The following is a 13,861-nucleotide window of genomic DNA, read 5'->3' on the forward strand; positions in this document are numbered from 1 at the left end:
GTACGCCCCGGTCGGACGGGTGTCGTCCCCGCATCGACGATCTTCCTGTCCGGCGCCCTCCGCCGTCGGGCCGGTCCGCTATCGTCACGCGGGCGGACCGTCCCAGGTCCGCCCGCCTAGCTACCACCGCCTGCGAGGAGTCGAGGATGACCGTCGTGCCCCGCCTGGTGCTCAGCGCGCCGTCCTCCGGGCACGGCACGAACGCGTTGGCGATCGGGCTGCTCGCCGCCGTCGCCGACCGGGGGCTCGACGTCGCCGGCTTCAAGGTCGGTCCGGACCAGGTCGACGCCGGCTACCTCGGGCTGGCCGCCGGCCGCCCCGGTCGCACGATCGACCCGCGGCTGACCGGCGCCGACCGGGTCGTCCCGCTGTTCGCCCACGGTGCCGAGGGCGTGGGGCTCGCCGTGGTCCAGGGAAGCATGGGGCTCTACGACTCGCTCGCCGGCCGCCCGGAGACCGAGTCCACGGCCGCGGTCGCCACCGCGCTGCGCAGCCCCGTCGTGATGGTGGTCGACGTCGGTGCCATGGGGCAGTCGGTGGCCGCCCTGGTGCACGGGTTCCGCGCCTACGACGAGCAGCTCTGGCTCGGTGGGGTGATCCTCAACCGGGTGGCGTCCACCCGGCACGAGGCGTTGCTGCGCGAGGCGCTCGACGACATCGGCATCCCGGTCTACGGCGCGTTGCGCCGCCAGGACCTGCCGCCGGTGCTGCCGGCCCGCCGGCACGGGCTGGTGCCGGTACTCGGCGGCACCGGCGAGGCGGGCCGGGCGGTCCGCCGGCTCGGCGAGGCGGTGGCCGCGACGGTGGACCTGGAGCGGCTGCTCGGGCTGGCCCGTTCCGCGCCGCCGCTGCCCGCGTCCGGGTGGTCGCCGGAGGCCGAGGTGACCGCCGCCGGGGGTCCGTTCGCCGGTGACCGGCCGCTGGTGGCGATCGCCGGCGGCGCGGGCGGCAACTACAGCCACGTGGAGACGACCGAGCTGCTGCGCGCCGCCGGGGCCGAGGTCGTCACCGTCGACCCGCTGCACGACGAGGCGCTGCCCGCCGGGACACGGGCGCTGGTGGTCGGCGGCGGCCTGCCCGAGTCCTACGCGGAGCAGCTCTCCGCCAACCGCCGGCTCTGCATCGCGGTCGCCGAGCTGGCCCGCACCGGCCGGCCGGTGATCGCCGAGGGCGCCGGCCTGCTCTGGCTGGCCCGGGATCTGGACGGGCTGCCCATGTGCGGTGTGCTGGACGCGGTCGGCGCCAGCCGGGACGGCCTGGTCGTCGGCTACCGCACCGCCACCGCCCAGACCGACAGCGTGGTCGCGGCGACCGGCGCGGTGGTCACCGGGCACAAGGAGCACCGGGCGGTGCTGTCACCGCGCGCCGGGCAGCGGGCGGCGTGGAGCTGGGACGGCGGCACGCCGGAGGGCTTCGTGTGGCGGGGCGTGCACGCCTCGCAGCTGGTGCCGCACTGGGCCGCCCACCCCGGGGTGGCCGTGCGGCTGGTCGAGGCGGCGGCGCGGGCGATGGTCGAACCGGTGGCGGCGCCGCGGCCCGGCGGGGTTCCGGCGTGATCGGTCAGGTGGCGGTCCGCCGGTTTCCGGCGCTGACCGTCTCGACACCGCGTACCGAGGTCCGGCCGCTGGTGGCGGCGGACGCGAAGGCGGCCGACGAGATCTTCGCCGACCGGCAGACGCAACGGTGGCTCCCGGTGGCCGACGAGAGTGGCCAGATCGACGGTCTCGCCTGGTGCACCGACCTGGCCCGGCAGCGCCGCGACAGCGGCGACGGCGACCACTACGCGGTGCTGCGCCGGGAGGACGACCGGGTGGTCGGCTGCCTGTGGACCCGGCGCACCGACTGGGGCGCCCGGTGCACCGAGGTGTCGTACGCGATGGCGCCGCACGCCCGGGGCTTCGGCCTGGCCGCCGAGGCGGTCGACGCGCTGGCCATCGCGCTGATCCTGGAGCACGGGTTGCAGCGCGTCGAGCTGCGGGTGGCCCCTGGCAACGTGGCTTCCCGGCGGGTGGCCGAGAAGGCCGGCTTCAGCTACGAGGGGCTGCTGCGCAACGCCGGTTACGTCCGTGGTGCCCGGGTGGACCTGGAACTGTGGTCCCTGGTCGCCGCCGACCTGCGCTGAGCCCGGTCAGCCCCCGACCATGGCGTCCGAGGGCGGGGTGAACTGGCGGGTGGGCTGTCCCTTCAGGGCGTCGCGCAGGGTCTGCGAGACGGCCTTGATCGGGATCTGGGACTGGCCGTCGCCGACGGCGTTGAACGGGTTGTCCGGGTCGGAGATGAAGCTGGCCGCCGCCAGTTCCGGGGTGTAGCCGACGAACCAGGCCGACCGGGTGCTGTCCGTGGTGCCGGTCTTGCCGGCGACCGGCCGGCCCACCGTTCCGCGTACGCTGTCCGCCGTCGACCAGCCGCCGCAGCTTCCCCGGGCCGGGGTGTCCCCGGTCGGGCAGCGGGCGGCGTCGGTGGCCGCCCGGGCGGCGTCGGCGTTGACGACCTGCCGGCAGCGGGGCTTGGCGACCTCGCGTTCGATGCCGGAGGCGGTCCGGTACATGGCCGGCGTGCCGTCCCGGTTGTAGATCCCCTGCACCGGGATGGCCTCGCAGTACCGGCCGTCGGCGGCGATGGCGGCGTACGCGTTGGCCATCTCCAGCGGGGTGGCGTCGGAGACGCCCAGGGTGAACGCGCCCCACTTCTTGGCCTTCGCCGGCGACGCCTGGTCCTTGTCCACGTCGGTGCGCCAGCGCAGCCCGAGCTGCTCGGCGAGGTGGACCCCCTTGTCCGCGCCGATCTGTTCCTCCAGCCACACCCAGTACGTGTTGACCGACTTGCCGAACGCGGACCACATGGTCTGCCGGCCGGTCATCGCCCCGCTGGCGTTGGACGGCGCCCAGCCGTCGAAGACGTCGGACTTGTAGCGGTACGGGGCGTTGAACTCGGTGGACAGCGGCATGCCGGCGTCGAGCGCGGCCAGCATGGGGAACATCTTGAAGGTCGACCCGGCCTGGTAGCCGGGCAGCGTGCCGCCGCCGAGCAGCGGTGCCACCGTGTTCGGGTAGTTGGCCTTGATCTTCGGTCCGGCCTCCGGGTTGGAACTCGGTCCGTTCTCGCTGAGGTCCAGGGAGTAGGTCCGGTTCACCGCCATCGCCTTGACCCGCCCGGTGCCCGGCTCGGAGACCACGATGCCGTTGGCGAACGGGCTGCCCGTGTTCTCCTTGGTGCCGACGTTCTTCTCGGCGGCCTCCTGGACCTTCGGGTCCAGGCTCAGCACGATCCGGTAGCCGCCCCGGCGCAGCTTGTCCAACCGCTCCAGCCGGTTCTCCCCGAAAGCCGGCTGGGCGCTCCACCAGTTCTTGACGTAGTCACAGACGAAGCCCCAGCTGTTCCACTTCTCCGGCACCGAGGCGCAGTCGTTGGACGGGTAGCTGAGCTTGAGCCGGATCGGTTGGCCCTTCGCCGCCGCGGTCGCGTCGGGGGAGAGGTAGCCGAGCCGGGTCATGTTGTCCAGCACGTAGTTGCGCCGGGCGGTGGCGTCCTTCTGGTCGGAGCTCGCCGGGTCGTACTCGGAGGGGGACTTGACCAGCCCGGCCAGGGTGGCCGCCTCGACCGGGGTGAGGTCCTTGGGCGTCTTGGAGAAGAAGATCTCGCTGGCCGCGTAGATGCCGTACGCGCGGTGCCCGAAGTACGCGGAGTTGAGGTAGCGCTCCAGGATCTGCTCCTTGCTCAACTCCTTCTCCAGGTCGAGCGCCATCCGCATCTCCCGGACCTTGCGCACGCTGGTCTGCTGGGTGGCCTCCTGCACCTCCTTCGGCGTCGTGGCGCTGTCCCGCAGGGCCATCCGGACGTACTGCATGGTGAGCGTGGACGCGCCCTGGGAGACCCCGCTGGAGCGGGCGTTGGCGACGAAGGCCCGGGCGACACCCTTCGGGTCGACGCCCCGGTGCTGGTAGAAGCGGTTGTCCTCGGCGGCCACGATCGCCTGCTGGATGTTCGGCGACATGTCCGACAGCTTCGTGTACTGCCGGTACTCCTCGTAGAACATGGTCAGCACCGTCCGCCCGTCCGGCGCGTACAGGTATGACGTCTCGGCGGGCAGGGCGGTGGCCAGGATCTTGGTTTTGTGTTCCAGCGCGTGCGCGGTGAACTTGGCGCCGAGGCCGGTGGCGGCGGCCACCGGGTACGCCACGGCGGCTACCACGATGCCGGCGATCAGCCCGGCGCGGAGGAGGGGAACGAGACGACCAGCGGACGCGAGGGATCGATTACTCACCCCGTCAAGTTATGACATTTCCGATTCATACCAGAGAAATATTCATGAACACCGAGGGCGGTGACGTGCCCCACGCCGGGATCCGCTGTCCCGCGCGCCGCCTTCCCGGCAGGATCGCGGGCATGCGTGGTCAGACAGCCGCCGTCGAACCGGATCTCACCCATCACGGTGACGCCGAAGTGGGTGACGGGCTGGTCGACCTCGCGGTCAACGTCCGCCGCGCCCCGATGCCGGACTGGCTCGCCGACCCGGTCACCGCCGCGCTGGGTGACCTGGCCGGGTACCCCGACCCGCGCCCGGCGCGGGCCGCCGTCGCCGGCCGGCACCGCCGCCCACCGGCCGAGGTGCTACTCACCGCCGGTGCGGCCGAGGCTTTCGTGCTCGTCGCCCAGGCGCTGCGCGGCGTCCGCCGGCCGGTCGTGGTGCATCCGCAGTTCACCGAGCCGGAGGCGGCCCTGCGGGCGGCCGGACATCAGGTCGAGCGGGTGCTGCTGAACCCCGTCGACGGGTTCCGGCTCGACCCGGGCCAGGTGCCCGAGGACGCCGACCTGGTCATGGTCGGCAATCCCACCAACCCCACCTCGGTGCTGCACCCCGCGCGGACCCTGGCCGCCCTGGCCCGCCCCGGCCGGGTCCTCGTGGTCGACGAGGCGTTCGCCGACACCACGATCGCCCCCGGCGTACCCGGCGAGCCCGAGTCGCTGGCCTCCCGGCGGGACCTGCCCGGACTGCTGGTGGTCCGCAGCCTCACCAAGACCTGGGGGCTGGCCGGGCTGCGCGTCGGCTACCTGCTCGGCGAGCCCGCGCTGCTGGAGCGGCTGGCCGCCGTCCAGCCGCTCTGGGCGGTGTCCACGCCGGCCCTGGCGGCCGCCGCCGCCTGCGCCGCGTCCGTGGCGGTCGAGGCCGAGCGCGCCATCGCCGCCCGCCTCGCCGCCGACCGGGACCACCTGGTCGCGCGCCTGTCGGCCCTTCCCGGCGTACGCGTCGCCGGGGAGCCGGCCAGCGCGTTCGTGCTGATCCACCGGCCGGGCGCCGACCGGGTACGCGTCGCCCTGCGCGAGCGCGGCTGGGCGGTGCGCCGGGGGGACACCTTCCCCGGGCTGGGGCCGGACTGGCTGCGGATCGCGGTACGCGACCCGGCCACCACCGACGCGTTCACCGACATACTGGCGGAGATCCTGGAGGCATGATGCTGGAGCGCACGATCGCGGCGATCGGGCCACTCGACGTCGCGGCGATGACCGCCGCCGGTGACCTGCACCGCCGGTTGACCAAACCCGCCGGGTCGCTCGGTGCCCTGGAGGACCTCTCGGTACGCCTCGCCGGCCTGGCCGGGACCTGCCCGCCGCCGCTGCCGGAGCCGGCGGCGGTGGCGATCTTCGCCGGCGACCACGGGGTGCACGCCCAGGCGGTGACCCCGTGGCCGCAGGAGGTCACCGCCCAGATGATCGCCAACTTCCTGGCCGGTGGGGCGGTCGTCAACGCGTTCGCCCGGCAGGCCGGCGCGTCGGTCACCGTGGTCGACGTCGGCGTCGGCACGCCGCTGCCGACGACCCCGGGCGAGCCCGGCCCGGCGACCCTCGGCGCGCCCCGGCTGGTCACCGCGAACGTCCGGCCCGGCACCCGGGACCTGGCGGTGACCGCCGCGCTGACCCGCGACGAGACCCGCGCGGCGGTGGAGACCGGCATCCGGATCGCCGACGAGCTGATCGACGGTGGGGCGGGCATCCTGCTCACCGGCGACATGGGCATCGGCAACACCACTCCGGCCGCCGCGCTGATCGCCGCGTTCACCGGCGCCGATCCGGCGGAGACGACCGGCCGGGGCACCGGGGTGGACGACGCCACGTACGCCCGGAAGGTGGCCGTGGTGCGCGACGCCCTGCGCCGGCACGCGCCCGACCCGGCCGACCCCCTCGGGGTGCTCGCCGCGGTCGGCGGCCTGGAGCACGCGGCGCTGGCCGGCCTCATCCTCGGCGCGGCCGCCCGGCGCGTCCCGGTGCTGTTGGACGGGGTGATCGCGGTGTCCGCCGCGCTGGCCGCCGCCGCCCTCGCGCCGGACGCCACCGGCGCGATGGTCGCCGGACACCGCTCGGCGGAGCCCGGCGCGACGGTCGCGCTGCACCGGCTGGGCCTGGAACCCCTGATCGATCTCGGGCTGCGCCTCGGCGAGGGCACCGGCGCCCTGCTCGCCCTGCCGGTCGTCACCGGCGCGGTCCGGGTGCTGCACGAGGTCGCCACCTTCGACTCGGCCGGGGTCAGCGAGAAGTGAGCGCCAACCCGTACCCCCTGGGACTGCGGCTGGCCGGCCGGCGGGTGGTCGTGGTGGGCGGGGGAGCGGTCGCCACCCGGCGGGTGCCGGCACTGCTCGACGCCGGCGCGGACGTCTTCCTGGTCGCTCCGGAGCTGACCCCGGCGCTGCGGGCGCACGTCGACGCGGGCCGCCTGCACTGGGCGGAACGCCGCTTCGCCCCCGACGACCTGGACGGCGCCTGGCTGGTCCAGGTCGCCGTGGACGACCCGGTCGCCGCCGCGTCGGTCAGCGCGGTCGCCGCCGAGCGGCGGATCTTCTGTGTGCGTGCCGACGACCGCGCCGCCGCGACCGCCTGGACGCCCGCGGTGACCCGCCACGGTCCGGTCACCGTGGCGGTCCTCGGCGGCGGCGACCCGCACCGTGCGATGGCCGTCCGCGACGCGATCCGCGGTCTCCTGCGTGCCCGGAAGGACCCGGTGTCGACCGTGGCGGGGAGCGCCGGTGGCCGGGTCGCCCTCGTGGGGGCGGGGCCCGGCGACCCGGAGCTGATCACCGTGCGGGGGTGGCGGCTGCTCACCGAGGCGGACGTGGTGGTCGCCGACCGGCTCGTGCCCGGGCTGCTCCTGGACGAGCTGCGGCCCGGCGTCGAGCTGGTCGACGCCTCCAAGATCCCCTATGGCCCGTCCCGGGCGCAGGAGGAGATCAACCGGATCATCGTCGACCGGGCGGCGGCGGGCCGGGTGGTGGTCCGGCTCAAGGGCGGGGACCCGTACGTCTTCGGCCGGGGTGGCGAGGAACTGCTGGCCTGCGCGGAGGCCGGCGTGCCGGTGACCGTGGTCCCGGGTGTGACAAGTTCGATCGCGGCCCCGGCGGCGGCCGGGATCCCGGTCACCCACCGGGCGGTGGCGCACGAGTTCACCGTGGTGTCCGGGCATCTCGCGCCGGACGCGCCGGCCTCGCTGGTTCGCTGGGACGCGCTGGCCGCCCTGCGCGGCACCCTGGTGGTCCTGATGGGCCTGAAGAACCTGGCCGCCATCGCGGCGACGCTGATCGCGCACGGCCGGCCGGCCGACACGCCCGCGGCCGTCGTGCAGGAGGCGACGACCGACGGGCAGCAGGTGCTCCGGTCCACGCTGGGGGCGGTGGCCGACGACGTCGTGGCGTCCGGGTTGCGCCCGCCGGCCGTCGTGGTGGTCGGCGACGTGGTCCACGCGCTCGACATCAGTGAAGTCCGGCCATCCCACCCCGTGTGACACCCCGACTTCTCTGAAGGCGAGTCGATCGAGGACCCGACGACGACGGCCCGGGACAACGGTCCCGGGCCGTCGCGCGTACCGCTCAGGTCACTGCTTGAGCATGTTGTCCAGCAACAGGGCGCAGCGGATCAGACCGAGATGGCTGTACGCCTGCGGGTGGTTGCCCAGGCCGCGCTCGGCGAGCGGGTCGTACTGCTCGGGGAGCAGGCCGGTCGGTCCCGCGGTGAGGATCATCTGCGCGAACAGTTCCTCGGCGTCGGTGCGGCGGCCGGTGCGCAGGTACGCCTCGATCAGCCACGCCGTGCAGATGTGGAAGCCGCCCTCACGACCGGGCAGGCCGTCGTCCCAGTGGTAGCGGTAGACGACCGGGCCGCTGCGCAGGTCCGCCTCGATCTTGAGGACGGTGGACAGGAAGCGCGGGTCGTCACCCGGGAGCAGCCCGGACAGGCCGATCCAGAGCGACGAGGCGTCCATCTCCTCGTCGCCGTACGCGACGCTGTACGCCTCGGCGTGCTCGTGCCAGCCGTACTCCAGCACGTTCGCGCCGATCCGGTCGCGCAGCTCCACCCACTCCGGCCGGTCCTCGCCGCCGTGCTGGCGGACGACGTGCAGCGCCCGGTCCACGGTCATCCAACACATGACCTTGGAGAAGATGTGGTGCCGCGGGGGGAGGCGCGCCTCCCAGATGCCGTGGTCGGGCTCGTGCCAGCGGCGGCGTACCGCCTCGACCATGTTGTCCAGGACCCGCCACTCGTCGTCGCGGACCGAGCCCCGCGCGTCGGCGACGGCGGCGATCAGGTCGGCGATCGGACCGAAGACGTCGAGCTGGAGCTGGTGGTTGGCGAGGTTGCCGACCCGCACCGGGCGGGAGCCGGCGTAGCCGGGCAGCGTGTCGATGACCGCCTCGGCGCCCAGCTCGAACCCGTCGACGGTGTAGAGCGGGTGCAGCCGCTCGGGGTGGCCGCCGGTGCGCTCCACGCAGCCGTCCACCCAGCGCAGGAACGCCTCGGCCTCCTCGGTGGACCCGAGGTCCACCAGCGCCCGCGCGGTCATCGCCGCGTCGCGAAGCCAGCAGTATCGGTAGTCCCAGTTGCGGACGCCACCCAGTTCCTCCGGCAACGAGGTGGTCGCCGCGGCGAGGATCGAGCCGGTCGCCTCGTGGCACAGCCCGCGCAGGGTCAGCGCGCTGCGGGCGACCAGGTCGCGGGCGGTGCCGGGCAGCCGAAGCGAGGCCACCCAGTCCTTCCACGGCTGCTCGGCCGCGGCCTGCCGTTCGTGGATCGGCAGCCGGTGGTGTTCCAGACTGTGGGTGCCGAAGCGCAGTTCCAGGACGACCTGTCCGCCGGCGGCGGACAGGTCGACGACCGCCTTGGCGGTCTCGTAGCCGCCGTCGTTGCCGACCTCCCACTCGACGCCGGGGGAGTAGAGCGCGACCGGTTCGTTCGAGCCGAGCACCAGCAGGCCGTCGCCGATCGGCTGGAGCTGCACCGCCACCTGTCCGAACTCGGGTCGGGGCGCGAACTCCACCCGGGCCCGGCCGGAACCGGTGAGCACCCGGACCAGGGTCGAGTCCCCGGTGATCACGGCCGGGCCGTCCGGGGTGGTCTCCCGGGCCGGCTTGTCCAGCCAGTCGGTCACGGTGAGACCGGACCAGCGGGTCTCCACGGTCATCGTGCCGGAACGGTAACGCTGGCCGAGCGGGATGCCGCCGCGCTCGGGGGAGACGCTGAAGTGCCCGGCGGGGCTGCCACCGACCAGGTCGGCGAAGATCGCCGCCGAGTCCGGCTTGGGGTGGCAGAGCCAGGTCACCTTGGCCTCGGGCGTGAGCAGCGCCATCGTCCGGCCGTTGGCGATCATCGAGTGCCGCTCGATGGGCACCGCGCGCTCGCCGAAGAGCCAGTGCCGGCGGGTCTCCAGCAGCAGGCCGAGGGCGCGGGCGGCCTCGATCGGCTCGGCGACCCGGTAGCCGGCCTTCGTGTCGCCCGGTCCGATCTTGATGCCGACGTCCGGGCCGTGCAGGTTGCCGAAGGCGTTCTCGTCGGTGACGTCGTCGCCGATGAACAGCACCCCGCTGGCCGACAGCTGGGTGCGGAGCTGGTCGACCGCGGTGCCCTTGTGGGTGGCCACCACGGACAGCTCGATGACCTCCTTGCCCTGGGTGACGGTAACGTCGTCCCAGGTGGCGGGGCCGCTGCGGACCGCCTCGATGGCGGCGGCGGCGACCTGCGGGTCGACTCCGCGGGTGTGCACCGCGACGCTGGCCGGCTTGCGCTCCAGGCGTACGCCGGGGTGCGCGGCGGCGATCTCCCGCAGCGCGTCGCGCAGCCGGGTGCGTACCGCGATCAGCTCGGGGCTGAGCCGCTCGACGAAGCCGATGTCGAACTCGGAGCCGTGGCTGCCGACGAGGTGGACCTCGCTGGGCAGCCGGGAGAGTGCGGCCAGGTCGCGCAGCGCCCGCCCGGAGACCACCGCCACGGTGGTCTGCGGCAGCGCGGCCAGGGCGCGCACCGCGGCCACCGACTCGGGCAGCGGTACGGCCTTGCTCGGGTCCTCCACGATCGGCGCGAGCGTGCCGTCGTAGTCACAGGCGATCAGGAGCTGTGGCACCCGGGCGATGCGGCCGATGGCGGAGCGCAGCTCCGGGTCCATCGTGCCGGCGGCCGGTACGACGATGTCGGTGGGGGCGTTCACTCGTCCTCCGCGTCGGGCACACCCAGCTCGGTGAGGAAGGACTTCGCCCAGTGACCCACATCGTGGGTGCGAAGATGGCGTTGCATTGTCCGCATGCGGCGGCGGGCCTCCGGCTTCTCCACGTGCACGGCCCTCAGCAGGGCGTCCTTGACCGCGTCAGGGTCGTGCGGGTTGCACAGGAACGCCTGGCGCAGCTCGGTCGCGGCGCCGGCGAACTCACTGAGCACGAGTGCACCACCCTGGTCGGCGCGGGATGCGACGTACTCCTTGGCCACGAGGTTCATGCCGTCTCGCAGCGGGGTCACCATCATCACGTCGGCAGCGGCGTACATCGCGGCCAGCTCAGTGCGACTGTACGACTGATGCAGATAATGCACCGCCGGCACGCCGACCCTGCCGAATTCACCATTAATCCGACCAACCTCGCGCTCCACCTTGACCCGTAGTGCCTGGTAGTGCTCGACCCGCTCGCGGCTCGGGGTGGCCACCTGCACCATAACCGCATCCGGAACTGTCAACTTTCCGTCAGCCAGCAACTCGCGGAACGCCTTGAGCCGCAACTCGATGCCCTTGGTGTAATCCAGCCGGTCGACGCCCAGGATGATCGTCTTCGGGTTGCCCAGCTCCTCGCGGATCTCCTTGGCGCGGGCCTGGATCGCCGGGTCGGCGGCCAGCCGTTCCATCTCCTGGGTGTCGATGGAGATCGGGAACGCGCCCGCCTTCACCTGCCGGCCGTCGACCTGGATCATCTGGCCCTCGTACCGCAGGCCGAGCAGGTGCCGGGCCAGCCGGACGAAGTTCTGCGCGGCCAACCGCTGCTGGAACCCGACCAGGTCGGAGCCGAGCAGGCCGCGGAGGATCTCGGTGCGGAACGGCATCTGCATGAACAGCTCGATCGGCGGGAACGGGATGTGCAGGAAGAACCCGATCCGCAGGTCCGGTCGCAGCTCCCGCAGCATCGCCGGGACGAGCTGGAGCTGGTAGTCCTGCACCCAGACCGTGGCCCCCTCGGCGGCGACCTCCGCCGCGGCCTCCGCGAAGCGGGCGTTCACCAGCCGGTACGCCTCCCGCCAGCGACGCTTGTAGGCCGGTGTCTCGACCGCGTCGTGGTAGAGCGGCCAGATCGTGGCGTTGGACTGGCCCTCGTAGTAGCGCTCCAGTTCCTCGGCGCTCAGCGGCACCGGGTGCAGTCGGATGCCCTCCAGGTCGAACGGCTCGGGGGCCGCGCCGGTGCCACCGGCCCAGCCGACCCAGGTGCCCTTGTGTTCGGCGAGGACGGGGTGCAGTGCGGTCACCAGCCCACCCGGGCTGCGTCGCCACTGCCGTCCCTCGGGTGTGCTCACCTCGTCGACCGGCAGTCGGTTCGCCACTACGACAAAGGAGCTGCGGACGGTCACGTTCGGCCACCTCCAGGTGCTGACGGGTCAACCGCGATGAGCGTACTGAGCGTAGCTGCGGCGTCTGGGGCCCCGTGCCGGAGTTACCTACCCGTCCCGAGCCGGCCGAATCCGGGACGTGATCTTCTCGACAGACGGACCCCACCGGCGCGCCGCCGTACTGCCCGGGCGGGGTGATGTGGGCGCGGCGGAGCGTACCTGTCAGGATTGACGACGGCGTGCGCGTAGCCGGCCCCCGGCCGGCGGCGGCGGGCGGACCTCGCAGCCCGCGCCCGCGCGCCGACCCGCGATCGCAACCTACGGAGGTAGCCCGCACCGTGGCCCAGTACATCTACGTCCTGGAAAAGGCGCGCAAGGCGCACGGCGACAAGGTCGTGCTCGACAACGTGACGCTGAGCTTCCTGCCGGGGGCCAAGATCGGTGTGGTCGGCCCGAACGGCGCCGGTAAGTCCAGCCTCCTCAAGATCATGGCAGGGCTGGACCGGCCGAGCAACGGCGAGGCCCGGCTGATGCCCGGCTACAGCGTGGGCATGCTCGCGCAGGAGCCCCCGCTCAACGACGCCAAGACCGTCCTCGGCAACGTCGAGGAGGCGGTGGCCGAGACGAAGGCGAAGCTGGAGCGGTTCAACAAGATCGCCGAGCAGATGGCGACGGACTACTCCGACGAGCTGATGGAGGAGATGGGCCGGCTCCAGGAGGAGCTGGACCACGCCGACGCGTGGGACATCGACTCCAAGCTCGAACTGGCCATGGACGCGCTGCGCTGCCCGCCGCCCGACGCCGACGTCACCCAGCTCTCCGGTGGCGAACGGCGCCGGGTCGCGCTGTGCAAGCTGCTGCTGGAGGCCCCCGACCTGCTGTTGCTCGACGAGCCCACCAACCACCTGGACGCGGAGAGCGTGCAGTGGCTGGAGCAGCACCTGGCCAAGTACGCCGGCACCGTCATCGCCATCACCCACGACCGGTACTTCCTGGACAACGTGGCCGGCTGGATCCTGGAACTGGACCGGGGCCGGGCCGTCGGGTACGAGGGCAACTACTCCACCTATCTGGAGAAGAAGGCCGCCCGACTGGCCGTCGAGGGTCGCCGCGACGCCAAGATGAAGAAGCGCCTCTCCGAGGAACTGGAGTGGGTCCGCTCCAACGCCAAGGCCCGGCAGACCAAGTCCAAGGCCCGCCTCGACCGGTACGACGAGATGGCCACCGAGGCGGAGAAGACCCGGAAGCTCGACTTCGAGGAGATCCAGATCCCGCCGGGCCCGCGTCTGGGCAGCACGGTGATCGAGGCGCAGGGGCTCAGCAAGGGCTTCGGCGACCGGCTGCTGATCGACAACCTGTCGTTCTCGCTGCCGCGCAACGGCATCGTCGGCATCATCGGCCCGAACGGCGTCGGCAAGACCACCCTGTTCAAGACCATCGTCGGGCTGGAGGAGCCGACCGGCGGCGAGGTCCGGGTCGGCCCGACCGTCTCCCTGTCGTACGTCGACCAGAACCGCCAGGGACTCGACGGCGACAAGACGGTCTGGGAGGTCGTCTCCGACGGCCTCGACTACCTGATGGTGGGCAAGGTCGAGATGCCGTCCCGGGCGTACATCGCCGCGTTCGGCTTCAAGGGGCCGGACCAGCAGAAGCCGACCAAGGTCCTCTCCGGCGGCGAGCGCAACCGGCTCAACCTGGCGCTGACGCTGAAGATCGGCGGCAACGTGATCCTGCTCGACGAGCCGACCAACGACCTGGACGTGGAGACGCTGTCCAGCCTGGAGAACGCGCTGCTGGAGTTCCCCGGCTGCGCCGTGGTCATCTCCCACGACCGGATGTTCCTCGACCGGGTCGCCACGCACATCCTGGCCTGGGAGGGCGACGACCAGGACCCGGCGAAGTGGTTCTGGTTCGAGGGCAACTTCGAGGCGTACGAGAAGAACAAGGTCGACCGGCTGGGCGCCGACGCGGCCCGCCCGCACCGGGTGACCTACCGCAAGCTGACCCGTGACTGACCGGT

At 73.0% G+C, this 13,861-nt stretch carries 9 protein-coding genes; 6 read left to right on the forward strand and 3 right to left on the reverse strand.

Features of this window, described 5'->3' with window-relative positions; translation table 11 throughout:
* The first annotated feature begins 146 nt into the window (after nt 1-146).
* Together D7223_RS23510 and D7223_RS23515 are read left to right on the forward strand one after the other, a co-directional pair.
* Nucleotides 147-1,556: a cobyrinic acid a,c-diamide synthase CobB gene (locus D7223_RS23510; protein WP_120730596.1), complete on the forward strand. Its 1,410-nt coding sequence runs from the start codon at nt 147-149 to the stop codon at nt 1,554-1,556.
* A complete protein-coding gene (locus D7223_RS23515) occupies nt 1,553-2,122 on the forward strand; it encodes a GNAT family N-acetyltransferase (RefSeq protein WP_120730597.1) in 570 nt (189 codons plus the stop codon). The genes D7223_RS23510 and D7223_RS23515 overlap by 4 nt, the downstream gene beginning before the upstream one ends.
* Before the next feature lie 6 nt (nt 2,123-2,128).
* On the opposite strand, the gene D7223_RS23520 is transcribed toward D7223_RS23515, so the two are convergent.
* Nucleotides 2,129-4,264 carry a transglycosylase domain-containing protein gene (locus D7223_RS23520; RefSeq protein WP_120730598.1) on the reverse strand — a complete coding sequence of 712 codons (2,136 nt, stop codon included), beginning with the start codon at nt 4,262-4,264 and terminating at the stop codon, nt 2,129-2,131.
* A gap of 122 nt (nt 4,265-4,386) precedes the next feature.
* Between D7223_RS23520 and cobC the strand changes: the two genes are divergently transcribed.
* Genes cobC through cobA form a run of 3 tightly spaced genes read left to right on the forward strand, consistent with a single transcriptional unit; the run spans nt 4,387 to nt 7,771 of the window.
* Nucleotides 4,387-5,454, forward strand: a complete 1,068-nt coding sequence (gene cobC / locus D7223_RS23525) for an Rv2231c family histidinol phosphate aminotransferase CobC (RefSeq protein ID WP_120730599.1) — start codon at nt 4,387-4,389, stop codon at nt 5,452-5,454.
* Entirely contained in the window at nt 5,454-6,536 is a 1,083-nt protein-coding gene (gene cobT / locus D7223_RS23530; protein ID WP_120730600.1) for a nicotinate-nucleotide--dimethylbenzimidazole phosphoribosyltransferase, read from the forward strand. The genes cobC and cobT overlap by 1 nt, the downstream gene beginning before the upstream one ends.
* Entirely contained in the window at nt 6,533-7,771 is a 1,239-nt protein-coding gene (gene cobA / locus D7223_RS23535) for a uroporphyrinogen-III C-methyltransferase (protein WP_120730601.1), read from the forward strand. The genes cobT and cobA overlap by 4 nt, the downstream gene beginning before the upstream one ends.
* A 90-nt stretch (nt 7,772-7,861) precedes the next feature.
* Here cobA and otsB read toward each other — a convergent pair whose 3' ends face one another.
* Both otsB and D7223_RS23545 read right to left on the reverse strand, forming a co-directional pair.
* Nucleotides 7,862-10,423, reverse strand: coding sequence for a trehalose-phosphatase (gene otsB, locus D7223_RS23540; RefSeq protein WP_420330343.1), 2,562 nt, complete (start codon nt 10,421-10,423; stop codon nt 7,862-7,864).
* Nucleotides 10,424-10,461: 38 nt separating this feature from the next.
* On the reverse strand, nt 10,462-11,862 hold the full coding sequence (locus D7223_RS23545; RefSeq protein ID WP_120730603.1) for an alpha,alpha-trehalose-phosphate synthase (UDP-forming): 1,401 nt from the start codon (nt 11,860-11,862) through the stop codon (nt 10,462-10,464).
* A gap of 317 nt (nt 11,863-12,179) precedes the next feature.
* Here D7223_RS23545 and ettA point away from each other — a divergent pair, with 317 nt between their 5' ends.
* On the forward strand, nt 12,180-13,856 hold the full coding sequence (gene ettA / locus D7223_RS23550; RefSeq protein WP_120730604.1) for an energy-dependent translational throttle protein EttA: 1,677 nt from the start codon (nt 12,180-12,182) through the stop codon (nt 13,854-13,856).
* Nucleotides 13,857-13,861: the final 5 nt, after the last annotated feature.

Origin of the sequence: Micromonospora endolithica (assembly GCF_003626595.1) — a bacterium.
Lineage (GTDB): Bacteria > Actinomycetota > Actinomycetes > Mycobacteriales > Micromonosporaceae > Micromonospora > Micromonospora endolithica.

Excerpts from the sequence above, each read along its gene's own strand:
- D7223_RS23510 (WP_120730596.1), top strand. The coding sequence starts at position 147 with ATGACCGTCGTGCCCCGCCTGGTGCTCAGCGCGCCGTCCTCCGGGCAC.
- cobC (WP_120730599.1), top strand. The coding sequence starts at position 4,387 with ATGCGTGGTCAGACAGCCGCCGTCGAACCGGATCTCACCCATCACGGT.
- cobT (WP_120730600.1), top strand. The coding sequence starts at position 5,454 with ATGCTGGAGCGCACGATCGCGGCGATCGGGCCACTCGACGTCGCGGCG.
- otsB (WP_420330343.1), bottom strand. The coding sequence starts at position 10,423 with ATGGACCCGGAGCTGCGCTCCGCCATCGGCCGCATCGCCCGGGTGCCA.